21 protein-coding genes are annotated in these 23,331 nt (G+C 58.7%); 10 read left to right on the forward strand and 11 right to left on the reverse strand.

Annotation, left to right across the window (positions count from 1 at the left end):
• Nucleotides 1-354 precede the first annotated feature (354 nt).
• A complete protein-coding gene (gene katG / locus ACR0J2_RS16750) occupies nucleotides 355-2,556 on the reverse strand; it encodes a catalase/peroxidase HPI (RefSeq protein ID WP_480813302.1) in 2,202 nt (733 codons plus the stop codon).
• A 318-nt stretch (nucleotides 2,557-2,874) separates the two neighbouring features.
• Nucleotides 2,875-3,717, reverse strand: a complete 843-nt coding sequence (locus ACR0J2_RS16755) for an SDR family oxidoreductase (protein WP_480813303.1) — start codon at nucleotides 3,715-3,717, stop codon at nucleotides 2,875-2,877.
• 90 nt (nucleotides 3,718-3,807) lie between these two features.
• Between ACR0J2_RS16755 and ACR0J2_RS16760 the strand changes: the two genes are divergently transcribed.
• Complete coding sequence (locus ACR0J2_RS16760) at nucleotides 3,808-4,440, forward strand: class I SAM-dependent DNA methyltransferase (protein WP_480527337.1); 633 nt, start codon at nucleotides 3,808-3,810, stop codon at nucleotides 4,438-4,440.
• A gap of 13 nt (nucleotides 4,441-4,453) precedes the next feature.
• Here the strand turns inward: ACR0J2_RS16760 and ACR0J2_RS16765 are convergent, their stop codons facing one another.
• The 3 genes from ACR0J2_RS16765 to ACR0J2_RS16775 are packed head-to-tail and all read right to left on the reverse strand — an operon-like array spanning nucleotide 4,454 to nucleotide 8,422.
• Nucleotides 4,454-5,233: a carnitinyl-CoA dehydratase gene (locus tag ACR0J2_RS16765; RefSeq protein ID WP_480813304.1), complete on the reverse strand. Its 780-nt coding sequence runs from the start codon at nucleotides 5,231-5,233 to the stop codon at nucleotides 4,454-4,456.
• Entirely contained in the window at nucleotides 5,230-7,245 is a 2,016-nt protein-coding gene (locus tag ACR0J2_RS16770) for an acetate--CoA ligase family protein (RefSeq protein WP_480813305.1), read from the reverse strand. The genes ACR0J2_RS16765 and ACR0J2_RS16770 overlap by 4 nt, the downstream gene beginning before the upstream one ends.
• Nucleotides 7,246-7,261: 16 nt before the next feature.
• Nucleotides 7,262-8,422, reverse strand: coding sequence for an acyl-CoA dehydrogenase family protein (locus ACR0J2_RS16775; RefSeq protein WP_170682600.1), 1,161 nt, complete (start codon nucleotides 8,420-8,422; stop codon nucleotides 7,262-7,264).
• Between the two features lie 77 nt (nucleotides 8,423-8,499).
• Between ACR0J2_RS16775 and ACR0J2_RS16780 the strand changes: the two genes are divergently transcribed.
• Entirely contained in the window at nucleotides 8,500-9,447 is a 948-nt protein-coding gene (locus tag ACR0J2_RS16780; RefSeq protein WP_480813306.1) for a GlxA family transcriptional regulator, read from the forward strand.
• Between the two features lie 12 nt (nucleotides 9,448-9,459).
• On the opposite strand, the gene ACR0J2_RS16785 is transcribed toward ACR0J2_RS16780, so the two are convergent.
• Both ACR0J2_RS16785 and ACR0J2_RS16790 read right to left on the reverse strand, forming a co-directional pair.
• On the reverse strand, nucleotides 9,460-10,452 hold the full coding sequence (locus ACR0J2_RS16785) for a sterol desaturase family protein (protein WP_480813307.1): 993 nt from the start codon (nucleotides 10,450-10,452) through the stop codon (nucleotides 9,460-9,462).
• Between the two features lie 92 nt (nucleotides 10,453-10,544).
• Nucleotides 10,545-11,300, reverse strand: a complete 756-nt coding sequence (locus ACR0J2_RS16790; protein WP_480813308.1) for a class II aldolase and adducin N-terminal domain-containing protein — start codon at nucleotides 11,298-11,300, stop codon at nucleotides 10,545-10,547.
• 113 nt (nucleotides 11,301-11,413) lie between these two features.
• Between ACR0J2_RS16790 and ACR0J2_RS16795 the strand changes: the two genes are divergently transcribed.
• Nucleotides 11,414-12,289: a LysR family transcriptional regulator gene (locus ACR0J2_RS16795; protein ID WP_170682599.1), complete on the forward strand. Its 876-nt coding sequence runs from the start codon at nucleotides 11,414-11,416 to the stop codon at nucleotides 12,287-12,289.
• 88 nt (nucleotides 12,290-12,377) lie between these two features.
• Here ACR0J2_RS16795 and ACR0J2_RS16800 read toward each other — a convergent pair whose 3' ends face one another.
• Nucleotides 12,378-12,812, reverse strand: coding sequence for a VOC family protein (locus ACR0J2_RS16800; RefSeq protein WP_480813309.1), 435 nt, complete (start codon nucleotides 12,810-12,812; stop codon nucleotides 12,378-12,380).
• Between the two features lie 126 nt (nucleotides 12,813-12,938).
• Here ACR0J2_RS16800 and ade point away from each other — a divergent pair, with 126 nt between their 5' ends.
• The 4 genes from ade (at nucleotide 12,939) to ACR0J2_RS16820 (ending at nucleotide 17,312) form a co-directional block, all read left to right on the forward strand.
• Nucleotides 12,939-14,741 (forward strand): adenine deaminase, encoded by a 1,803-nt coding sequence (gene ade, locus ACR0J2_RS16805; RefSeq protein ID WP_480813310.1) that lies wholly within the window; start codon nucleotides 12,939-12,941, stop codon nucleotides 14,739-14,741.
• The gene (locus ACR0J2_RS16810; RefSeq protein ID WP_480813311.1) at nucleotides 14,738-16,201 is read left to right on the forward strand and encodes an AMP nucleosidase; all 1,464 of its coding nucleotides are present in this window, start codon (nucleotides 14,738-14,740) and stop codon (nucleotides 16,199-16,201) included. The genes ade and ACR0J2_RS16810 overlap by 4 nt, the downstream gene beginning before the upstream one ends.
• Nucleotides 16,202-16,331: 130 nt before the next feature.
• Entirely contained in the window at nucleotides 16,332-16,619 is a 288-nt protein-coding gene (locus ACR0J2_RS16815) for an HU family DNA-binding protein (protein ID WP_117871130.1), read from the forward strand.
• Nucleotides 16,620-16,832: 213 nt separating this feature from the next.
• Nucleotides 16,833-17,312: a GNAT family N-acetyltransferase gene (locus tag ACR0J2_RS16820; RefSeq protein WP_480813312.1), complete on the forward strand. Its 480-nt coding sequence runs from the start codon at nucleotides 16,833-16,835 to the stop codon at nucleotides 17,310-17,312.
• Between the two features lie 82 nt (nucleotides 17,313-17,394).
• Here the strand turns inward: ACR0J2_RS16820 and ACR0J2_RS16825 are convergent, their stop codons facing one another.
• Nucleotides 17,395-18,591, reverse strand: coding sequence for a BCCT family transporter (locus ACR0J2_RS16825; RefSeq protein WP_170682610.1), 1,197 nt, complete (start codon nucleotides 18,589-18,591; stop codon nucleotides 17,395-17,397).
• A 190-nt stretch (nucleotides 18,592-18,781) separates the two neighbouring features.
• Here ACR0J2_RS16825 and ACR0J2_RS16830 point away from each other — a divergent pair, with 190 nt between their 5' ends.
• On the forward strand, nucleotides 18,782-19,669 hold the full coding sequence (locus ACR0J2_RS16830; protein ID WP_480714439.1) for a DMT family transporter: 888 nt from the start codon (nucleotides 18,782-18,784) through the stop codon (nucleotides 19,667-19,669).
• On the opposite strand, the gene ACR0J2_RS16835 is transcribed toward ACR0J2_RS16830, so the two are convergent.
• Nucleotides 19,645-20,166, reverse strand: coding sequence for a glutathione peroxidase (locus ACR0J2_RS16835; RefSeq protein WP_480813313.1), 522 nt, complete (start codon nucleotides 20,164-20,166; stop codon nucleotides 19,645-19,647). The genes ACR0J2_RS16830 and ACR0J2_RS16835 overlap by 25 nt on opposite strands.
• A gap of 146 nt (nucleotides 20,167-20,312) precedes the next feature.
• Between ACR0J2_RS16835 and msrB the strand changes: the two genes are divergently transcribed.
• Both msrB and msrA read left to right on the forward strand, forming a co-directional pair.
• The gene (gene msrB / locus ACR0J2_RS16840; RefSeq protein WP_170617350.1) at nucleotides 20,313-20,759 is read left to right on the forward strand and encodes a peptide-methionine (R)-S-oxide reductase MsrB; all 447 of its coding nucleotides are present in this window, start codon (nucleotides 20,313-20,315) and stop codon (nucleotides 20,757-20,759) included.
• The gene (gene msrA, locus ACR0J2_RS16845; RefSeq protein WP_480813314.1) at nucleotides 20,759-21,271 is read left to right on the forward strand and encodes a peptide-methionine (S)-S-oxide reductase MsrA; all 513 of its coding nucleotides are present in this window, start codon (nucleotides 20,759-20,761) and stop codon (nucleotides 21,269-21,271) included. Before msrB ends, msrA begins: the two co-directional genes overlap by 1 nt.
• A gap of 40 nt (nucleotides 21,272-21,311) precedes the next feature.
• Here msrA and ACR0J2_RS16850 read toward each other — a convergent pair whose 3' ends face one another.
• Nucleotides 21,312-23,315 carry a hydantoinase/oxoprolinase family protein gene (locus tag ACR0J2_RS16850; protein ID WP_480813449.1) on the reverse strand — a complete coding sequence of 668 codons (2,004 nt, stop codon included), beginning with the start codon at nucleotides 23,313-23,315 and terminating at the stop codon, nucleotides 21,312-21,314.
• Between the last annotated feature and the right edge of the window lie 16 nt (nucleotides 23,316-23,331).

A 23,331-nucleotide genomic window follows, 5' to 3' on the forward strand; every position in this document is an offset into this window, starting at 1 on the left:
CGGTCTCTCCCGAGCGTCTCAACCGTCTTTCCAGTCCGTCAGGCCGTCTCCCCGACCCGTCAGCACCGCCTCAGCAGCGCCGGTGAAGGGGTATTTACGGATTAGGTCTGGGACCTGCAACCCCCATTTTCAAAAAACTTCACATTTCACTGCAGAAACTGACGCGGGTTAATGAAAACAACAGGTTATCTTAATAATTCGCGCGTTTGAGCGGCTTGTGCGCTGCAGAAACCGGGTAAGAAGTCGACCTTTCGGCGGAATCGTACCCAGTGTTTGGTATGCACCTAGGTCCTAACCAAAGAAAACGCCGCCCGAGTCTCCTAGGGCGGCGCAATCACAGTAATGGTCGCTGGTTTAGTGCAGATCGAAACGATCCGCGTTCATCACCTTGTTCCAGGCCGAGACAAAGTCACAGACGAATTTGCCCTCGGCGTCGGCCTGACCATAGACCTCGGCCAGTGCCCGCAGCTGCGAGTTCGAACCAAAGACCAGATCGACTCGGGTGCCGGTCCATTTGACCTCTCCGCTGGACCGGTCGCGCCCTTCGTAGACGCCCTTGCCTGCGGGCTTCCATTCGGTGCTCATGTCCAGAATGTTGGTGAAGAAGTCGTTGGTCAGTGCTCCGACACGATCAGTGAAGACGCCATGCTTGCTGTCGCCGAAGTTGGCGCCCAGAACGCGCAGGCCACCAACAAGTGCTGTCATCTCGGGTGCCGACAGGTTCAACAACTGCGCCCGGTCAACCAGCAACTCCTCGGGTGAGACGGTGTAGTCGGCCTTCTGGTAGTTGCGGAAACCGTCGGCAATGGGTTCCATCACCGAGAAGCTCTCGACATCGGTCTGTTCCTGCGTTGCATCCGCGCGGCCCGGGGTGAAAGGCACTTCGACATCCTGACCACCGGCTTTGGCCGCCTGCTCGATTCCAACCGCACCCGCAAGAACGATCACATCCGCCAGCGATACTTTCTTGCCACCCGACTGTCCGCCATTAAACGCCTTCTGAACTCCCGACAGGGCATCCAGCGCCTTGGACAGTTTCAAAGGCTCGTTGACGTCCCAGTCTTTCTGCGGCGCAAGCCGGATACGTGCACCATTGGCACCTCCGCGTTTGTCAGATCCGCGGAAGGTCGAAGCAGAGGCCCAGGCGGTCGAAACCAGCTGAGACACCGACAATCCTGCCGCAGCAATCTTGGCCTTAAGGTCTGCCACATCCGCATCATCGACCAGATCGTGATCCACGGCCGGAACGTTGTCCTGCCAGATCAACTCTTCGGTCGGGGCTTCCGGACCAATATAGGCCGAACGCGGACCCATGTCGCGGTGGGTCAGTTTGAACCAGGCCCGTGCGAAGGCATCTGCGAACTCTTCCGGGTTCTCATGGAAATGCTTCGAGATCGGGCCGTAGATCGGGTCCATGCGCATCGCCATGTCGGCGGTTGTCATCATGGTCTTCACCTTCTTGGACGGATCATGCGCCGCCGGGGCCATGTCTTCCTCTTTCACGCCGACCGGCTCCCAGATATACGCGCCCGAGGGGCTTTTGGTCAGGTTCCAGTCATAGCCGAACAGCAGGTCAAAATAGCCGTTGTCCCATTTGATCGGGTTCGCGGTCCATGCGCCTTCGATCCCCGAGGTCGTGGTGTCATCCCCCTTGCCAGAACCAAACTTGTTGATCCAGCCAAAGCCCATTTCCTCGATCGGGGCGGCTTCTGGTTCCGGACCGACCAGTTCGGGGTCGCCCGCACCGTGTGCTTTGCCGAAAGTATGACCACCCGCAACCAGCGCAACGGTTTCCTCGTCGTTCATCGCCATCCGGCCAAAAGTATCGCGAATATCGCGGCCCGAGGCCAGAACGTTGGGTTCACCATCCGGGCCTTCCGGGTTCACATAGATCAGACCCATCTGCACGGCGGCCAGCGGGTTTTCCAGATCGCGCTCGCCCGAATAGCGGCTGTGCGGGTTGTCTGTCGGAGCCAGCCAGTCCGTCTCGGCACCCCAATAGATGTCTTCCTCGGGTGCCCAGATATCTTCGCGGCCTCCGGCGAAACCAAAGGTCTTGCCCCCCATCGACTCGATGGCGCAGTTACCGGCCAGAATCATCAGATCGGCCCATGAGATCTGGTTGCCGTATTTCTGTTTGATCGGCCACAGAAGACGGCGGGCCTTGTCGAGGTTGCCGTTGTCCGGCCAGCTGTTCAACGGTGCGAACCGCTGGTTTCCCGTCGAGGCCCCGCCGCGGCCATCCGCCGTCCGGTACGTCCCGGCGCTGTGCCAGGCCATCCGGATAAACAGGCCACCGTAGTGGCCATAGTCCGCCGGCCACCAGTCCTGCGAATCCGTCATCAGCGCATAAAGGTCTTCCTTAAGCGCTTTCATGTCCAGCTTCTTGAATTCTTCGGCGTAATCAAAATCCGCACCCAGCGGATTTGATGCAGGCGTTTTCTGGTGCAGAATCGACAGGTTCAACTGGTTCGGCCACCAGTCCCGGTTCGACCGGGTACCCGCACCATGCATGACAGGGCATCCGCCTGTTTTGGGGTTATCACTTCCGTCCATATCGATCTCCAATCCTGGCTAAGTCCGGCAGGTTCGCGTGTGCAAATCTCAGATAAGTATAGTGGTTCGAACAGCACTCATCGTGCCGAGTCGTCCACATCACTCACCGGCAGAAGTAGCAAATTCAAACCATGCAAAAAAGTTTTGTTTTCCGATCAGTTTCATAGCTTTTAGCTATTACTTGGAATTCACCTCAGACAGCGAAACCTGGTCGGGCCGGACCAACACCCGACATGCACACCACACTCATCCCCTCAGGTCGCCTGACCAGGGGATTCAACAGTAAAAGATCCAGTCAGAAATGGCGTTTCTTAACCGCTACCGCTTCATCAGGGATTCCAGCCCGACACGATAGTCGGGATAAAGAAGCCGCACGCCCAGCTCTTCCTTGATACGGTCGTTTCTGACGCGCTTGTTCTCATTGTAGAAACTGCGCGCCATCGGAGTCATGTCAGCGTCCTCAAATGCCACGGCTGGCGGCAGCGGAAGCCCTTGAAGCTCGGCCGCGTAACCGATGACGTCCTGAGGCGGAACAGGCTCGTCATCACAAACATTGTACACAGAACCGGGATTGGGCCGTGCCATGGACGCCCGCAGTACCTGCGCAACATCGGCAACGTGAATGCGCGAGAAAACCTGCCCAGGCTTGATGATCCGCCGCAGCCCGCCGCGTTTGAGTTTGGAAAATGGTCCCCGCCCAGGACCATAGATGCCCGCCAGTCGGAAGATATGCGTCGGCAGGCCCGGAATTCCCGCCCATTCCTGTTCCGCGTGCAAGCGCCACTGGCCCCGGTCAGCCGTTGGTGCAGGCGGCGTCGATTCGTCGACCCAGTCGCCCTGATGATCGCCGTAAACCGCGGTTGTCGACAGATATCCCACCCAGGAAAACTGATTGGCCCGCGCCTCGATCTCGGTCCGCAGGGCGGCCAGAACCGGATCGCCCTTTGCCGTCGGCGCGATCGAGATCAACAAATGCGTCACCCCATCCAGTGAAGGTGCCTGACCCGGCCAGATCAGAGGGTCGGCACCTGAGGCCCGGATTGCATCGGCCCCGTCCGCATCCCGGGTTGTCCCGACAATCTGCCATCCATCATGCATCAGCAGCCGCGACAGTGCCTGCGCCGAATACCCGTGTCCAAACGAAAAAAGTGATCCAGTCATGGCCCCTTAGATGATCCGCTAAAGCGCCAGATGCAAGCACCTGCCCGAGGATACTTGATTCGAATCCCCTGATGCGCCTTTGATTGTGTCATGAGCGACAAGAACCCCGATCTGAAAGCCGCCTATGCGCTGAAAACGCCAGAGGACAACAAACGCCTCTATGCCGAATGGGCCGGAGATTACGACGAAGGCTTTGCGGCCCTCGAAGACTATCAGCTTCATGTTCACACCGCCCGCGCCTTTGTCGGTGCAGGCGGCCAAGGGCCGGTTCTGGATGTGGGTGCCGGCACCGGACTGTGCGGCGCGGTGCTGGCAGGGCTCGGAGTCGGACCCATAGATGCCACCGACATCAGTAGTGAAATGCTGAGTCAGGCAATGCGAAAGGACATATACCGGGATGCGATCGAGGCCGATCTGAACCACGGAATCCCGGTTCCCCAAGACAGTTATGCCGGCATCGTTTCGTCAGGCACATTCACGCATGGCCATCTGGGGCCGGATGTTCTGCCCGCTTTGTTGCGCATTGCGCGTGCCGGGGCGCAGTTCGCGCTGTCCATCAACGCCAGGCACTTTGAAAAGCTCGGCTTTGCCGAGGCGCTAAGGGAGTTGGAACAGGATCAGATCCGCAATCTGACCCTGACCGAAGTTCGCATCTACGGAGATCTTGCAGCAGGCGACAACAAGGATGACACCGCGTTCATCGCGCTGTTCGAACGCATTTGAATAGCCGCGCCGTTCAGCGCCCTTTCCAGACCGGGTCGCGTTTTTCGGCGAAAGCCCGCGCGCCTTCCAGATTATCATCTGAGCCGTACAAGGTATCGATCGTCGACAATTGGCGCCGCGTGATCCGGTTCATGATGTCCTGAAACTTCGAATCCTCGGCCTCACGCACAACTTCCTTGATTGCCGCATAGACCAGAGGCGGGCCGCTTGCCAGAAGCCGCGCAAGCTCCCACGCGCGGTTCATCAGCTGATCGGCGGGAACGATTTCATTGACCAGACCCCAGCGGTGCGCCTCGTCCGCATCAAACCAACGTCCCGTCAGCAACAGTTCCATGGCAACATGATAGGGAATGCGCTTGGGCAGTTTGACGCTGGCGGCATCGGCAATCGTGCCCGAACGAATTTCGGGCAGGGCAAAGCTGGCATGATCGGCGGCAACAATGATGTCAGCGCTCAGTGCCAGTTCCAGACCGCCCCCACAGGCGATTCCGTTCACGGCAGCGATCACAGGCTTGTTCATGTCGCGCAGTTCCTGAAGCCCGCCAAAACCACCAACACCATAATCGCCGTCAACCGCGTCGCCGTCAGCCGCGGCTTTCAGATCCCAGCCGGGGCAAAAAAACTTGTCCCCTCCGCCGGTCAGAATGGCCACACGCAGATCGGGGTCATCGCGGAAATCGCGAAATACGTCCCCCATGACGCGGCTTGTCGCCAGATCGATGGCATTGGCCTTGGGTCGGTCCAGTGTAACTTGCAGAATTGCACCATCGCGTTTGGTTTTGACCGGATTCATGAGCTTGCCTTTCGGATCAGGGCATCCACCGCAACCGCACCTTCCTTGGTGCAGATGAGAGGATTGATTTCAACTTCGCTGACAGTTGCCGCATTGGCAATGACATACGCCTGTACGGCTTCGACCGCGTCCAGAATTGCATCGATATCCGCTGCAGGTTTGCCCCGGTATCCTTCCAGCAGCGGCGCACAGGCCAACCGGCCCAGCGCGTTCTGCACGGCCTGCCGGGACGAAGGCACGAGCATTGAGACGGTATCACGCAGAATTTCAGCCAGTACCCCGCCCGCCCCCAAAGTCAGGACAAATCCATGCGCCGGATCACGCGTGACGCCGATCAGCAACTCGGCAACACCGCCATCCGCCATCTCCTCGATCAGTATGTCGTCCGTGCCGATCTTCTTTGCCACGGCGGTCAGAGCATCGGAACTTACACCGAGATGAACCGCACCATGTTCGGACTTGTGTGCCAGGCCAATGCCTTTGACCGCAAAGGGGCCACACAAACCGACTGCGGCCTCGGCCACGCTGCTTTTGCAAGCTACAACACGCCGCGGCACCTTCACGCCGTGACCTGCCAAAGCCTCTTTGGCTTGCGCTTCGGTCAGAACCTGATCCGGGTCAGAGTTTGAGGGCAACAAAACCGGTTCGGCCGGTTCAGGTACGACGCGCGCCGCCGCCTCGATTGCCGCCAGCGCCTCGTGCAGGCCGGCAAAAGGGACAACACCACCGTCGACCAGTTGTTGCGCCACGTCCTGCGGCATCAGTTCGGGCAGGGTCGCTGTTACCGCAAAGGGGCGACCCGTGTGCGCGACGCAGTTCAGCGCCGCCTGCGTGGCGCAGGCCCAGTCGGTCGCATCGGTATGGGGATAGTCGACAATCGACATCGTCAGCGCCTTGTCCGGCCCGGTCAATCCGGTCCAGGCGCGGGTCATCGCGTCGGTGTCGCGCCAGATATAGGTGTGATAGTCCAGCGGGTTTGCCAAAGCCACCATCGGCCCCAACGCGGCGCGCAGATCGGTCTTTTGCCGGTCTGTCAGCGGCGGGAAATGCAGATCGCGCCCCTCGGCCATATCCGCGCCCAGGCTCGCCTCGCCACCAGAGCAGCTGATCATGCCCAGACCGTTGCCATCCAGACGTCCGGTGACATGCAGCAGTTTCAGGCATTCCAGAAAGCTCGGAATGTCACCCAGCCGGGCAATCCCAAGGCGGTCCAGAAAAGCCTGTGCTCCGGCGTCGCCTCCTGCCAGGGACGCGGTATGCGAGATCGTCGCCGCCTGTGCATGCGCGGAACGCCCCATCTTTAGAGCGACGATCGGCACCCCGCGCACGTGCGCCTTGGTGGCCAGCGCCTCCCATTTGCGCAGATCGCCAAAGCCTTCGATATGCACGCCGATGGCGGTGATCCGGTCATCGTCCAAAAGGGCCGACGCGATATCGGCCTGATGCGTCTGAGCCTGATTCCCGCAGGTCAGGATAAAGGCCAACGGCAGGGCACGGCGCTGCATCGTCATGTTGATGGCCATATTCGAGCTTTGCGTCAGGATCGCCACACCACGATCAACAGGCTGCATTCCATGCTGATCCGGCCAGACCGCCGTTCGGTTCAGGCCATTCACAAAGCCATAGCAATTGGGCCCGAGTATCGGCATATCTCCGGCGGCAGAGACCAGTTGCGATTGCAGATCGGCAGCCTGATCGTCTTCGGCCCGCGCTTCGGTGAAGCCCGAGGCGAAGCAGACCGCTCCGCCCGCGCCGCTTGCAGAAAGGGCTGCAACCGCGGATACGGTTGCATGACGGTTGATCCCCACGAAAGCCAGATCGGGGGGGCGGGGCAGATCCTCAATCGACGCATAAGCCTGTAAACCCGCGACTTGCGAAGCCTTGGGATGAACCGGCCAGATTTCTCCCTCAAATCCGAACTTGCGGGCCTGCGAAATCACTTCGGCGCACCACGCGCCGCCACCGATGACCGCCAGTGTCGAAGGGTTCAGAACGCGCGCCAAAGCACCCATCACACGAGCTCCGGCGTCATGCGCCCAGCGCCCGCAACAGATCGCGGCTGATGATGTGGCGCTGAATTTCGCTGGTGCCGTCCCAGATGCGTTCAACGCGGGCATCGCGCCAGAACCGTTCAAGCGGGTAGTCGTCCATCAGCCCCATACCACCATGAACCTGAATCGCGGCGTCGGTCACCCGCGCCAGCATCTCCGACGCATAAAGCTTGGCCGAGGCGATCTCGCGGTTGCTTGGCAAACCCTGGTCCAGCCGGTCGGCGGCGGCCAGCGTCAACAAATCGGCTGCGTCAATCTCGGTGATCATGTCGGCGATCTGGAACGAAACGCCCTGAAACTTGCCGATCTTCTGCCCGAACTGTTCGCGCGTCGCGGCATAATCCAGCGCATAATCAAAGGCGCGGCGGGCGCGCCCCACGGACATGGCCGCAACGGTGATACGGGTGGCATAGAGCCATGTGTTCATGACCTCGAAACCGCCATCGACCTCACCCAGAACCTGAGCATCGGGCAGTCGACAATCGTCAAAGTCCAGAACCATGTTCTTGTAACCGCGGTGACTGACCGACTTGTAGCCGTCCCGAATCGTGAAACCCGGAGTCCCACGATCCACCAAAAACGCCGTAATCCGCTTTTTAGGGCCTTTTGGCGTCTGATCTTCGCCTGTAGCGATGAAGACGATGATAAAGTCGGCATGCTCGGCGCCCGAGATGAAATGCTTGGTCCCGTTGACAACCCAGTCACCGCCGTCACGCACAGCTGCACATTTCATGCCACGCACATCCGAACCCGCGCCGGGTTCGGTCATCGCCAACGCATCCATCCGCTCACCACGCACGGCAGGCATCAGGTAGCGTTCGATCTGGTCCCCTTCACAGGCCATAAGAATATTCTGCGGCCGCCCGAAGAAATGGTTCAGCGCCATCGAACCCCGCCCCAGTTCGCGCTCGACCAGGGCAAATTCCAGATGGTTTAGCCCGGCGCAACCGACACTTTCGGGAAAGTTGCAGGCATAAAAGCCCAGTTCCAGAGTCTTGCGTTTGATGTCCTCGGCGATCTCGTGCGGAACTTCACCGGTCCGTTCGACCAGTTCTTCGTGCGGGTAGATCTCGTTCTCGACAAAGCTGCGAACGGTTGAGACGATCATCTCCTGTTCGTCGGACAGGCCATATTGCATCGGTTCACTCCACATTTGGACTTGTCGTTATCCTGACGTGGCTTGAAATCACGATCATACAGAATTAGACGATCATCATGCAAAAGTGGAAAAAATCTCCTCCTGCAACGCAGCGACTGGGCGTTCTGCTGTTCGACGGGTTTTCCAACCATTGCCTTGCCAATTCGGTCGAACCGCTGCGCGCGGCGAACACCCTGTCGGGGCGAACCCTTTATGAATGGACATTCCTGTCGCTGGATCCTGGGCCCGTTACATCCTCGTCCGGCCTGCAGGTCGCACCGCATGAAACGCTGCAAAAATCTCATGGCGACATGTTGTGGGTTATGCCGTCATACGGATTTCAGGCCCATGGCGGCTGGCGTACGCTGGCCGGACTAAGATCGGCTGCAGAAAGGTTCCAAACACTGGCAGGCCTGGACACCGGTAGCTGGCTGCTGGCGCGGGCCGGCTTGCTGGACGGACATCGCGCCACCATCCACTGGGAGGAACTGACAGGTTTTACCGAACGCTTCCCCGAAGTCACGGCGCTGCGTGAGCGATATGTCATCGACCGCAACCGCATTACCTGTTCAGGCGCCATGGCAGCTTTCGATTTGGTCCTGTTTCTGATCGGGCGGGATCACGGGCAGGCCCTGGCCCTGGAAGTGTCCCAATTGTTCATGACCCGCGACTCCGCGCGCTCTCATACCGGTGGGGCCGGTGCAACCAGCGGATATGTGAACAAGGCTTTGGGCCTGATGCAGGAAAACCTAGAATCACCCTTGTTAGTGTCTGATATTGCCCGGCGCGTGGGACGTTCGCAAAAGGCGCTTTCAATCCGCATGAACTCTGAACTCGGCGCGGGGCCGGCACAGGTTTATCGGCGGCTGCGCCTGAATCTGGCGCGCAAACTGGTTTCCGAAACCGATCTGAGCATCGCCGAGATCGCCTTGCGCACGGGCTATGATGATCCCAGCGCCCTGACGCGCGCGTTCAGGGCCGAGTTCGGTGAGACACCGCGCGCCCTCCGGACGCGCGGAACCTGAAACCGCCGCCAGTCAGCCGAACATCTTTTTCTTGCGCGCCCGGGTAACTTCGGTCGCCTCGGGCGAGCCGTCATGGAAAGTTCCGAACCACCGGTCCCATGGCATTTCCTGATTGCCGTAGTTGCACTCATAATACCGGTGATGCAGCTGGTGATAGAACGTACCCAGCGCCAACCGCTTCTTATCCTTGATCAGCAAGTCTTCGTAGCCGGTATGGGTCATCGCTGCGCCCGGACCCTGAAACACGATGTGAAAGTACAGATGGATCGGATGGGACGGAACAATCCAGTGAATGCACAGGGTGCTGAGGTAGAAGAAATGCTCGACCGGATGCATCGAGAACCCGGACCAGGGACCGATATTGACGTTCCGGTGGTGCAGGCTGTGTACCTTTTTGTACAAAAACGGCTGATGCAGAAGTCGATGCACCCAATAGAAATGAAAGGCCGACCACATCGGCAGGATAATCAGCCACAGGATGAACCAGACGGGGCTATCCACGAATTTGATTACCGGCGCGTATCCGTTGGCCATCAGCCACATGGTGACCGCCTGAAACCCGGTCAGTTGCAGCACGCCGGAGCCGAGCGACCAGAACATGTTGTCCAGCACCTGATCGCTGAAATTCCACAGCTTGTTGTTCTTGCCCTGCTCGCGCCGTTCGAACTTCAGTTTTTTGCCCTGCGCCTTGCGCATATAGAAGTACCAGTGCAACCCTCCGGCGACGATGAAAATCATGGCAAAATTCACCAGCCAGATCTGAAAAATCCAGCCAAAAGCAAATGTCTTGGCGGTTTCGAGCGATGGGTAGAAAAACGCCCACAGCGCAACAGCCAATCCCAGCATCAGAACCCGTTCGCTAAGGGTCAGCCAGTTCCGGGCGAGCCAGCCCGCCAAATACGCCGGATCAGGTGGCCAGCGAAATACCGAAGGATTCTGCAAGGGCAGATCAGGGTGGTAATTCCACTCGCGGCTCATGTCCTGCATCTGAGAATTGTCTGTCACGTCGATGTATCCTGTGGTTGGGATCGGCAATATTCAGGGCTCCGGCACCGTGCAGACACGTCCGGTTGCTCTGCCCGTCAGGAGGGTCTGGTTCAGGTGGCGTAGTCCGAGCCTTCGGCGTCCAGCACGGCCTTGATTTCGCGCATATGCGCTTCGGCCTGCCCGGGGTAATCATCAAGCTCTTGCGCCGTTTTCTCGGCGATCTCGTCCGGAAGAACTCGCAACTTCTGTCCGGTCTGCAGCGCGCGTATGTAGGTTTCCGCAGCTCTTTCGAAGTAATAGAGCCTGTTGAACGCGTCCGCAGGATCGCTTCCGATCACCAGAACACCATGATTGCCCATGATCATGACTTTCTTTTTCGGGTCTGCCAGCATCGAGGCACAGCGTTCGCCTTCACTCTCAAATGCCAGGCCGCCAAATTCCTCGTCAACAACGTAGCGGTTGTAGAACGTGGCGGTGTTCTGGTCGATCGCAGGCATCGTGCTGTCCGCCAGCGAGGCCAGTACGGTGGCAAAGATCGAATGCACATGCATCACGCAACGCGCATGTGGGCAATGTCGATGAATCGATCCGTGCAGACCCCACGCGGTCGGGTCCGGTGCACCGGGCTGGTCCATCACATTCGGGTCATCTGCGTCCAGAAACAACAGATCCGAGGCCCGTATACGGGAAAAGTGCATCTGATTGGGATTCATCAGAAACTGCGTGCCGTCTTCGTTCACCGCCAGGCTGAAGTGGTTCGCGACCGCTTCGTGCATGTTCAGCCGTTCGGTCCAGCGGAATGCGGCGGCCATGTCCACACGTTCGGGCCAGTGGTCAATATTAGGGCGCAGGCTGGCAACGGTCATGTCAGAAACTCCTGTATTTCGGGTCTGCGTGGAACCGTGCCTTTTGCAAACGGGTTTGACCAACGAAAAATTCGCGGTTAATCCATTAGCTCAGCTAATGCCAGAGTTATGCAATGCAAAAACTGCTTCCACCTTTGGGCTGGCTGCGCACTTTTGAAGCGGCGGCCCGCCATCTTTCCTTTACCGGGGCCGCACGTGACCTGAACATGACGCAAAGTGCTGTCAGCCAACAAATCAAGGCGCTGGAAGGTCACCTGGGGCAGCCCCTGTTTCTGCGTCGTCACCGAGCGCTGGAGCTGACCGAGGCCGGAATAACCTATTTGCCTGTCGTTCGTGACGCTTTTCGCACCCTTGTCCGGGGCACCCAGGCCGTTACGGGTGCACAGCAGAACGCGGTGCAGGTGCAATGCAATATCACCTTTGCGGTAAACTGGCTGGCCCCCCGTCTGCCCCGGTTCCGCGCTGTGCACCCTGATGTCCAACTGAATATCTTCACCGAACTTTGGGAACCCCGGGAAATGGCCGAGGGCGCGGCGGTCGAGATCCGTTATTCCTTGCGTCCGGCAGATACCGTGAGGACCGAGTTTCTATGTTCCGACGCCTATTATCCGGTATGTGCTCCGAATTATCCGGTCACTTTGAAGACCCTGCAACAGCAGCCCCTGTTCGACTGTTCGAACCTTATGTCAAACTGGGCCAGCTGGGCTGAAGATCAGAGCCTAAATTGGGAAAATCCGCCCATAACTTATGCCACCACCTATCTGTTTGGCCTGTCCGTCGCGATGGCTGGCGGCGGGTTGTGCCTGGCCCATGACGCCATTGCCAAACATCTGATTGAGAAAGGAAGCCTGATCGCCCCCTTCGCCCACCGTGCCGCGATGCCCGAGGCGTACTACCTGTTGCTGTCACCACAGGCCGAAGAGAATTCAGGGGCAGTTGCGTTTGCTGAATGGCTGCGAAAGGAAATTGCCGAACCCGTTCCGAGCTGATCCCGGCGAGTAGATCTCCCGCCCATCGTCTATGCCCGTTGGACATCTCCTTAGGTTGGGCCAGGCAGCGCTGCGCACTGCTGGCAGCTCAGTCCTGATTTACGTCTTTCGGGCGGCTGGGAACCCAGGCATATCCGTTTTCACAGAGGATATAGGCCTCGCGCAATCCATGCGGTTTATCCGTTGGGGCCTGCAGAACGGTGCCCCCGGCCCCTTCTGCACGGGCGGATGCATCGTCCGGGTCTGTTTCGTACAAGCGAATTTCAACACCGGCCCCGCGCGGGGGATTCTCGGGCAGCAATCCAAGCAGGGGATTTGAGTGGTATGTCCCGTCAGAGTGCAACTGAAAGACGTGCGTTCCGTAGGTGACGATCGCAAAATCTGCGGTCACTTGGTGGCTGGTCATGTTAAAAACAGCCTCTAAGAAAGCGCATTCCGCCGGTACATCGCGAACCAGCAAGTTCAGACCGATCCCACTGAGGCTGCGTCCAAAACTGTCTGCATTTATTGCGTCATAATCCATGGCACCATGCAAAACCCGAACCGCGGCGCATTGCAAGTGCTCAGCCCCATCCGGCAAATTGTGATGGTTTCATGATACCCGACCGCCGGGGGTTGCACCTGACCGCGCATTCGGGAAAGTTGAGCCATGGAATACACACCTTTCCCAAGCTGGCCCGATGTCGCCCCCCGTTTGATCTCAGTTGCCGCCGGGCGCGAAGCTGCGGACATGGTCATCCGCGATGGTATCTGGGTGAACGTACACAGCCGCGAACTGCTCCCCAATCATTCCGTCGCCGTAGCCGACGGGCGCGTGGCTTATGTCGGGACAGACGCGTCACACTGCATCGGCCCCAAGACGCGAATCATCGAAGCAAACGGGCGATATATCGTTCCGGGCCTGTGCGACGCGCATATGCATATCGAATCGGGGATGCTGACCCCGGCCGAATTTGCCCGGGCCGTGATTCCGCACGGCACCACCTCGATGTTCACCGACCCGCATGAGATTGCCAATGTTCTGGGTCTGGACGGCGTGCGTATGATGCATGACGAGGCGATGATGCAGCCGGTGAACATCTTTACGCAGATGCCGTCCTGCGCACCGTCCGCACCAGGGCTGGAGACCACCGGCTATGAAATCACCCCCGATGATGTAGCCGAGGCGATGTCCTGGCCAGGCATTATCGGGTTGGGTGAAATGATGAACTTTCCCGGCGTGATCCATGGCGACCCCAAGATGCTGGCTGAAATCGCCGCCACGCAGCGGGCGGGCAAAACCGTCGGCGGGCACTACGCTTCGCCCGATTTAGGGTCTGATTTTGCGGCCTATGTCGCAGGCGGCCCGGCAGATGATCATGAGGGCACATGCGAAGCGGATGCCATTGCCCGCGTGCGCCAGGGGATGCGATCCATGATGCGGCTGGGTTCAGCCTGGTATGATGTCGAAAGTCAGATCACTGCCCTGACGCAGAAAGGTCTGGACCCCCGCAATTTCATTCTGTGCACGGATGATTGCCATTCGGGCACGCTGGTCAACGACGGGCATATGAACCGCGTTGTCCGTCACGCCATTGCCTGCGGATGCGATCCGCTGATCGCGCTGCAAATGGCAACAATCAACACCGCAACCCATTTCGGGCTTGAGCGGGAAATAGGGTCCGTAACCCCCGGACGGCGGGCCGACATTATTCTGAGTTCGGATCTGACCGAATTGCCTGTCGAGATGGTCATCGCGCGCGGGCAAGTCGTGGCCGAAGCCGGTAAAGCCACAGTGGAATGCCCGCACCTTAACTGGCCGGACAAGGCCCGTAACACCGTTCACCTGGGACACACTCTGACGGATGCCGATTTTGAGATCGCAGCCCCGGCAGGCGCAAACAGGGTACGTGCCAATGTGATCGGAGTGGTCGAAAACCAGGCTCCGACCAAAGCGCTGAAGGCCGAGTTGCCAATCATCGGCGGGCTGGTCGAAGGCGAAGATGATGTCTGTCAGATCGCGCTGGTTGAAAGGCACAAGGCCACTGGCGGGGTAACTAATGCCTTTGTGTCCGGGTTTGGATACCAGGGCAACATGGCAATGGCGTCGACCGTGGCCCATGACAGCCACCACATGATCGTCGTCGGCACCAGCCGCGAGCAGATGGCGCTGGCCGCCAACCGCCTGGCCGAGGTGGGCGGTGGTATCACCATTTTCCGCGAGGGCGAGGAGCTGGCACTGGTTGAGTTGCCCATCGCCGGCCTGATGTCGGACCGGCCGGCCTCGGAAGTGGCCGACAAGGCGCAAAAAATGGTCGCGGCGATGGAAGCCTGCGGCTGTAAGCTGAACAACGCGTACATGCAGCATTCACTGTTGGCCCTGGTGGTGATCCCGGAACTGCGGATTTCCGACCTTGGGCTGGTGGATGTGCGGACGTTTGAGAAAATCGACCTTTTGGAACCACTTGCATGACAATCATAAAAACACCGGATGCACCTGATCCGCAAAGCTTCACCGACCCCGAGGCCGCAGTTGCGCGGCTGGAGGAGTTGTACAATCAGGCCACAAGGTTTCTGTGCGACAGCTTTGCCAAAACCATGGGACACGGCGCTCCGACCGAGCGATTCAGAGCCTATTACCCGGAAATTCGCATCAAGACCTCGTCCTATGCACATGTCGACAGCCGACTGAGTTTCGGTCATGTTTCGGAACCGGGTGTTCACGCCACCACGGTGACCCGTCCCGATCTGTTCCGGTCTTACCTGACACAACAGATCGCGCTGCTGATCCGAAACCATGACCAGCCTGTGACTATCGGGCCTTCGGATACGCCGATCCCGGTACACTTCGCCGTGGCCAACAACCCGGAACTGGTGGTGCCGCAGCAGGGTGCTGCCGGATTCACGCTCAGGGATGTGTTTGACGTTCCTGATCTGACCACCACCAATGACGATATCGTCAACGGGGTGCATGATCACGAAGATCTGGCAGGTCCGTTGTCGCTCTTTACCGCGCAACGTGTGGACTACTCGCTGGCGCGGCTGTCCCATTATACAGCGACCGACCCCAGCCACTTTCAGAACCACGTCCTGTTTACAAACTACCAGTTCTACGTGTCCGAGTTCGAGAACTACGCGCGCGAACAACTGGCCGATCCGGAAAGCGGTTACACAAGCTTTGTCTCGACCGGCAATGTCGAGATCACCACACCCGATTCAGCCCTGGAGCAACCGCTGAAGCTGCCCCAGATGCCGACCTACCACCTGAAGCGCGCAGACGGTTCCGGCATCACTCTGGTCAATATCGGTGTCGGCCCTTCCAATGCCAAGACCGCCACCGACCACATCGCGGTTCTGCGGCCCCATGCATGGCTTATGGTCGGTCACTGCGCCGGATTGCGGAATACGCAGGCGTTGGGGGATTTCGTGCTGGCACATGCCTACCTGCGTGAGGACAAGGTGCTGGATGACGACCTCCCGGTCTGGGTGCCGATCCCGCCGCTGGCGGAAGTGCAGGTCGCGCTGGAGCGGGCTGTCGCCGAGGTCACCGAATTGGAAGGGTACGAGCTAAAGCGCATCATGCGCACCGGCACCGTTGCATCTGTCGACAACCGAAACTGGGAACTGCGCGACCAGTCCGGACCGGTTCAGCGTCTTAGCCAGTCTCGGGCCATCGCGCTGGATATGGAAAGCGCCACCATTGCCGCCAATGGCTATAGGTTCCGGGTTCCCTACGGCACTTTGCTGTGCGTGTCAGACAAACCCCTGCACGGAGAATTAAAGCTTCCCGGCATGGCTTCGGACTTCTATACAACGCAGGTAAGCCGCCATCTGGCCATTGGCATTCGTGCGATGGAGCACCTGCGCGGCATGCCGTTGGAGCGTCTGCACAGCCGGAAATTGCGTTCTTTTGACGAAACGGCCTTCCTCTGACGCAAAAAAGCAACGTTTTCCCCATATTTTTAGGGTTTTCCGCGCTACTATTCGTTGTGTTCCAACACAATATCCCGTTACAGTTACGCGGTGAGGCCCAAGAGATCGGGCACGTTAAGGAGACCAAGAAATGGCAAAGCCTATGACAAAGACTCAGCTGGTTGCTGCTCTCGCTGAGGAAATGGGGACCGATAAGAAATCCGCGAACTCCGCGCTGGAGGCCATCACAGGCCTGATTACCCGCGAAGTTTCGGCCGGTGGCGCAGTAACCCTGCCCGGCGTCGGCAAAATCTACTGCCGTGAGCGCCCCGAGCGTCAGGTCCGCAACCCGGCCACTGGTGAGACATTCACCAAAGAGGCCGACAAGGTTGTGAAAATGACCATTGCGAAGGCGCTGAAGGACAGCGTGAACGGCTGATCGGATCACCGATGATGATTCAAAAGGGTCGCGTTTTCGCGGCCCTTTTTTGTGCGAGGCACCTGTAAGCTCCCACCAGGTCCAAGACCTGTCCTGGTCTCACATGCTCACCACCAAGCAGTCATCGGATTTGAACCGGCGCGGTATCATCGCGACCGGTGTTTTTGGCGTGGACCTCTTTGTGTGCGCAAGACCCTCCCTATATCCCGTTTTATGAAACAAGAAATTTCTTTCACCCGGCTTACCCAGATCTCGACCTCGGAAATCCTGGCTCATATGAAGAACCCGCGACTTGCGGAACACATGCCCCTGCTGACGCAGGACTGGGATGAAGAAACTGTCAATGAGTTCGTGAAGGCGAAAGAGGCCTATTGGGCGCGTGATGGGCTTGGCCATTGGGCCTTCCTGCACGGTGGCGACTATGTGGGATGGGGCGGCTTTCAAAAAGAGGGCGAAGAGTGGGATTTCGGCCTGGTCCTCATGCCCGGAGCATTTGGATTGGGGGCCAGAATAACAAGGCGAGCCATGGAGTTTGCAAAATCCGACGAACGGATAACGTCGGTGACATTTTTGCTGCCGCCCTCACGCAAGAAACTTGGCGCACTTAGAAAACTGGGCGCGTGTCCCGTAGGCGAAGTTGATTACGGTGGCGAGAAGTTCCTCAAATACCGTCTCAATATCGACGCAAGCTAGCGCTCGAAGGCGGAAAGACTTTGCCTTTGCAAAAAAGGGCCCCGAAATCGGGGCCCTTTTCCTGTTTGTTGTTGAAAACCAATCAGTGAACTGTCTCAACTTTGTGGAAGTCCAGATCACGATCTTCGGGCATGGAATCAATGCTCAGCACCTCATTACGCTTGGCGAGCAGGATATAGACCACACAGGCCAGATAGAGACCCACCACGACCGCGCCGATCCACTGGATCTGCAGCCACTGGCTCTGGAACAACAGGGTCAGGACGAACAGCAACGCCACGTTGCCCGCCACATAAGCCGCCTTGCCGAACCTTTCGACTGTCATGTTCAGATTGTCGGTATAGAGTCTAATCAACGAGTCCAGCGAGTTGATGACGAAGGTCACGCCCACGATCACCATCGCGATGTTGGTGATGCCTGCGGTGCTGATGCCGTTCAGGTGGTAGTAGTAGAGAACGGTGAACCAGATCGCCAACGGGATCGACGGAAAGATCAGCAGCGCGGCCAACAGTTGCCACGTGGTCAGACCGCCGACAAAGCGCGAGGTGAACTGGCCAATCATGATCGACCATGCGAACCACCAGAACAGGTAGAAGGCGTGATAGTCGGTCAGCGGCAGGACGAACTTGTGCAGGTTAGCGAAATACGCACTGATGTTGCTGCCAGTATCAACGAACCCGGTCATACCCATACCGGCCGCCGCCCACATCCCCAGGATCAGAGCCAGGAACAGGAAGGTCGATCCCACCGACAGGATACGCACGTATTTCAGATCGGTCGACGAATAGGCCGCCGCCAGAATCACCACGAACACGATGATGTAGAAGGTGGTGACCACGGATTCGCCATCTCCGACCTCGGGCAGGTAGCCGGGCAGGTAGATCAGGAACAGGCTGGCGGTGAAAGCACAGGTGCCGATGATGACCACGTTGTTGATCAGCTTGACCAGCGGGATCTCAAAGAACTTCACACGCGGTTCGATGACGCAGAAATAGAACGCGGTCAGGAAGTAGAACGCCCAGATCAGAAAGCCCCAGAACCCGAATTCGATCGCCAGCGGGTTGGCGAATGCATAGGCCGGGTCTTCGGCATAGCCCCCGAACTCGGTCAGAGGGAACATGATCAGGCCGACATCCAGCCCGGATGTGAACAGGATCGCGATAAACGTGAACAGGTGGACAGGCGTCACGCCGACGCAGCGCAGGTTCCACCATTTCACGACGAAGAAAGCGACCAGGCCCAGGGCCAGCAGGACGCCAAAAGACAAGATGTATTCCAGGAACACCGACAAACCTCCCTTGATTGGTCAGATTTGGCGCGAATATCCTTAATTGGCTGGTCAATCAATAAAAACGAAAACCCAAGAATTCTTGCACGGCACATGTGGCTTTTTTGACGCTGAACCCCCGCAGCGCTTGCGGCCTGATCGGAATTCGGCAACAGTCCCGGCGTTCCGGGATGGAGGTTTCATGGATCTGCGCGCCATAGCCATGGGGCTGACATTTGCCCTGATCTGGTCGTCGGCCTTTTCCTCGGCGCGGATCATTGTTGCCGATGCTTCACCGCTGTTTTCACTGGCCCTGAGGTTCCTGTTATCTGGCATCATCGGAGTGGCGATTGCGCGAGCCATGGGACAAAGCTGGCATCTGACAAGGGACCAATTGCGGGCAACCATTTTGTTCGGCGTTTGCCAAAATGCCCTTTATTTGGGTCTGAATTTTTATGCCATGCAAACGGTCGAAGCCTCGGTCGCCGCGATCATCGCCTCGACAATGCCGTTGCTGGTTGCCGTCGCGGGTTGGTTGTTCTTCCGCGAAAAACTGCGACCAATGGGAATTGTCGGGTTGCTGTCTGGCTTCTTCGGCGTCGCCCTGATCATGAGTAGCAGGATCAACGCCGGTGTCGATATGTTTGGCGTGATGCTGTGCGGGATCGGCGCCCTGGCCCTGACCTTCGCGACACTGGCGGTCCGCGGTGCAACATCGGGCGGGAACTTCATGATGGTCGTCGGGTTGCAGATGTTTGTCGGCTCAGCCGTACTGTTTGTGGCTGCGCCATTCTTTGAGACGATCTATATCCATCCAACTCTGCCCCTGCTTCTTGCGTTCACCTACACCACCCTTGCCCCCGGGCTGCTGGCGACCTTGATCTGGTTCATGTTGCTGAACAGAATCGGTGCTGTCCGGGCCGCGACCTTTCACTTCCTGAACCCGGTGTTCGGTGTCGCAATTGCTGCACTGTTGCTTGGTGAAAAGCTCGGGCCCATGGATGCGGTCGGAGTAGGCATTACCACGCTGGGGATTTTAGCTGTTCAGCTATCCAGACAACCGGTTCAGCGCAGCAAAGCCTCGACCTGACTCAATAGTTTCCGCGAGTCAGGCCGCACATTCGACCCAAACGTGGCGACGACCTCGCCTGACGGATCGATAAGGATCTTGTTGAAGTTCCAACTGGGGACAAAGCCCGTCTGCTCGGCGACAGTCTTGTAGAATGGATGCGCATCAGGCCCTTTGACCGGCGTTATCTCGGTCATTGGCAGGGTCAGGTCATAGTTCAACTCGCAGAACCGCTTTACCTCTGCCGTGGAGCCCAGTTCCTGTTTGAACGAATCTGACGGGACGGCCAGAACCACCAGCCCCCGTTCCGCGTAAGCGTCATGAATCTTTTGCAGGCCCGCATACTGCCCTGTGAACCCGCATCGGGACGCGGTATTCACGATCAGAACCGGCTGGCCTCGCCAGTCTTCGATAGACAACGTGCCGCCGTCGATCGAATCAAATTCGCCAGTCAAAGGCGCAGCTTGCACCGCGCGGGCGATCAACAGCAGGGCGAATAGCAGAAGCAGTCTGAACATGGCGGCACCTCCTTTACTGAGAACTACGTGCCCGCCTGGCAACCGGATCACATGCACGAGCGCGCGAGATGGCTGAAATATGATTTTGCTTTTTGCCTCGTTATGCCCAAATAGAAGGCCAAGTCGCGTCAAAAACCGGAGGAGCCATGACCCGCTATACCAAAGACCCCGAGGCCATCGCCGCTCTGTCACCCGAAGAATACCACGTCACGCAGCGCAGCGGTACCGAACGCCCCGGCACCGGCAAGTATCTGGGCAACAAGGAGCCCGGGATTTACGTTGATATCGTCTCGGGAGAGCCATTGTTCGCTTCGACCCACAAATACGAATCCGGCTGCGGCTGGCCCAGTTTCACGAAGCCCATCATCCACGAACACGTGGAAGAGTTTCGGGACGCCACCCTTGGCATGATCCGTACCGAGGTGCGCTCGAAACACGGTGATAGCCATCTGGGGCATGTATTTCCTGACGGTCCGCGCGAACATGGCGGGCTGCGCTATTGCATAAACTCAGCCGCGCTGCGGTTCATTCATCGTGACGAGATGGAGACCGAAGGCTATGGCGAATATTTGATCCATGTGGAGGACATCTGATGACTGAAGAACGCGCCGTACTTGCCGGGGGATGCTTCTGGGGCATGCAGGATCTGATCCGCAAACTTCCCGGCGTTTCCCGCACCCGTGTCGGATATACGGGCGGTGACGTGCCCAACGCCACCTACCGCAACCATGGCACCCATGCCGAAGGGATCGAAATCTGGTTCGATCCTGCACAAACATCTTACCGCACTTTGCTCGAGTTCTTTTTCCAGATCCACGATCCCACGACGGTGAACCGTCAAGGCAACGACCTCGGGATGAGCTATCGTTCGGCTATCTACTATGCCGACGACAATCAGAAGCGGGTCGCGCAGGACACGATTGCCGATGTGAATGCCAGTGGCCTATGGCCCGGTAAAGTCGTGACCGAGGTTGAACCCGTCGGAGATTTCTGGGAGGCCGAGCCAGAGCATCAGGACTATCTGGTCCGCATCCCGAACGGGTATACCTGCCACTTTCCGCGCCAGGACTGGGTGCTGCCCAAACGCGCGGATGCGGCCGAGTAAACGACGACCTGCCCTGACCTTCTATGAATTCGAAGGGGGGCTAGCCAGTGGCCACTCGTGGGCGGCCACTTGCCTCGACCGTCACAAGGGCTTCGACAAACACATCCTGCGCCTCGATGCGCGCGGTCTTGATGTCCCTGTCGACAATGACCCGGATATCTTCAGCCCCGGCTTCGCGGACTGCGGATTCGGCTTCTTCCTTCAAAACAGCTTCCAACAGCGCCAAAGCCTGATCAGACGCCGCAAAATCCTGTGGCCCACTGTCCAGATGCACGCGATATCGCCCCTCGGCAGGCGAGGTTACGGTGCCCGAGCGCCGCAAAGTCAGCCGCCCGACAACCGCACCGATGGCATTTGCGACGCCGGTATGCTCGGGCAGGATCATACGGCATCGCAACCGCTCCCCGACGGCCGGATAGTAGCTGGGTGCCGAAGCGCCAAGGCCCACGACATCGACATTCAAAGCCGTATCCAGAGACAACAGGCCACGATGCCCTGCCAGGCCGCGCCGGGTCAGTACATGACGGGCCAGGTCCTGAGGAGGAACCCCAAAATCATGCCCTTCTTCCGCAAAAGCAGTCTCTAACAAGGTCAAACTGGTCTGTTCGGTCAATTGATCCACGATCATGCCGGCTAGCTGTTCCGGAGACTTCGCCAGAACATCACCCGACCCCACCCTCTTGCGGGACACAAGTTCCAGCGCCTTGCGGGCAGCACTTGAATCCCAGGCATCGACCCGGCCCAGAACATGGCTGGCATCCGAAGGCGTGACGCCCGAAACCTGAACAAGCCCGCGGTCCACCAACCGCGTCAGCGCGCCGTTGTCCATTCTGGTCCGCAACAGGCTGCTCAGCGGCAAAACCTGGTCACCAAGCCGCTCCAGCAAGGTATTCTCGCGCGGCCCGACCTCATCAGCGCGCATCCCTGAAACCCTTCGGGCGAACCGTGTATCAAACTCACCCACCGTTGTTGCCCGCAGTTGCTCGTCCAGCGCGGCATGCACGACTTCGGGCGCTTCCGACGCGATCAGAGAAACCGGCAGCACCCGCCGCGGCCCCAGGAATACGCCGCCGCCCAAGCCTTCAGTAACCACGTGAACCTGGCTGTCGCCGCCCAATCCATGGGTCCGCATCGCCACTGCCTCGACCATGGTGCGGAAACCGCCCACCTGCGCCCCGGCCGGGTCAATCGCAGGCTTGCCGTCCCGGATCAAAGCCACATCCGTCGTGGTCCCGCCAATATCAGAGACAAGCGCATTCTCGACCCCGGTCAGCCAGCGTGCCCCCACAATCGAAGCCGCCGGGCCGCTGAGGATCGTCTCGATCGGGCGTTCACGCGCCTGCTCGGCACTCATCAGCGCACCATCACCGCGCACCACCATCATCGGGGCCGTGATGCCCAGCTCGTGCAACCTGTCCTGTGCCCGACCGATCAGGCGGTCGATCATACCAATCAATCGCGCGTTCAGAACGGCGGTCACCGCCCGTTTCGGGCCGTTCAGCCTGGCCGACAGGTGATGGGAACACGTGACCGGTGCCCCTGTCTTCTCCGCAATAATCCGCGCTGCTTCCAGCTCATGCGCCGGGTTGCGTGTGGCGAATTGCGAAGCAACGGCAAAGCCGGATATCCCTTTATGAGAGTCTAAAAATGCCTCAAGCGCCGCAATATCCAGCGGCGCAGCTTCGCCACCGGCATGGCTGTGGCCACCGGAAATCACAAGCGCCGGGTCGCCTTTAAGCGCATCCTTTAGCCCGTGCTTTTCCAGATCACTGTCCTTGAAGCCGATATACACAAGCGCAACACGCCCGCCCTGCCCTTCGACCAAGGCGTTCGTGGCCAAGGTGGTCGACAGCGACGCCATCGATATCTGGTCGGGTGAAACCCGCGCCTCGTGCAACACGGACGAAATCGCCCTGCCCACACCAATCGCCAGATCCGCCCGTGTTGTCAGGGACTTGGCCGAGGCAATCACCTCTTTCTCATCCCGGATCAGCACCGCATCCGTGTAGGTTCCGCCTGTATCCACCCCCAAAGCCAGCGCCATCGGGTCCTCCATCTGT

It is taken from the genome of Ruegeria sp. CG4 (assembly GCF_056537185.1).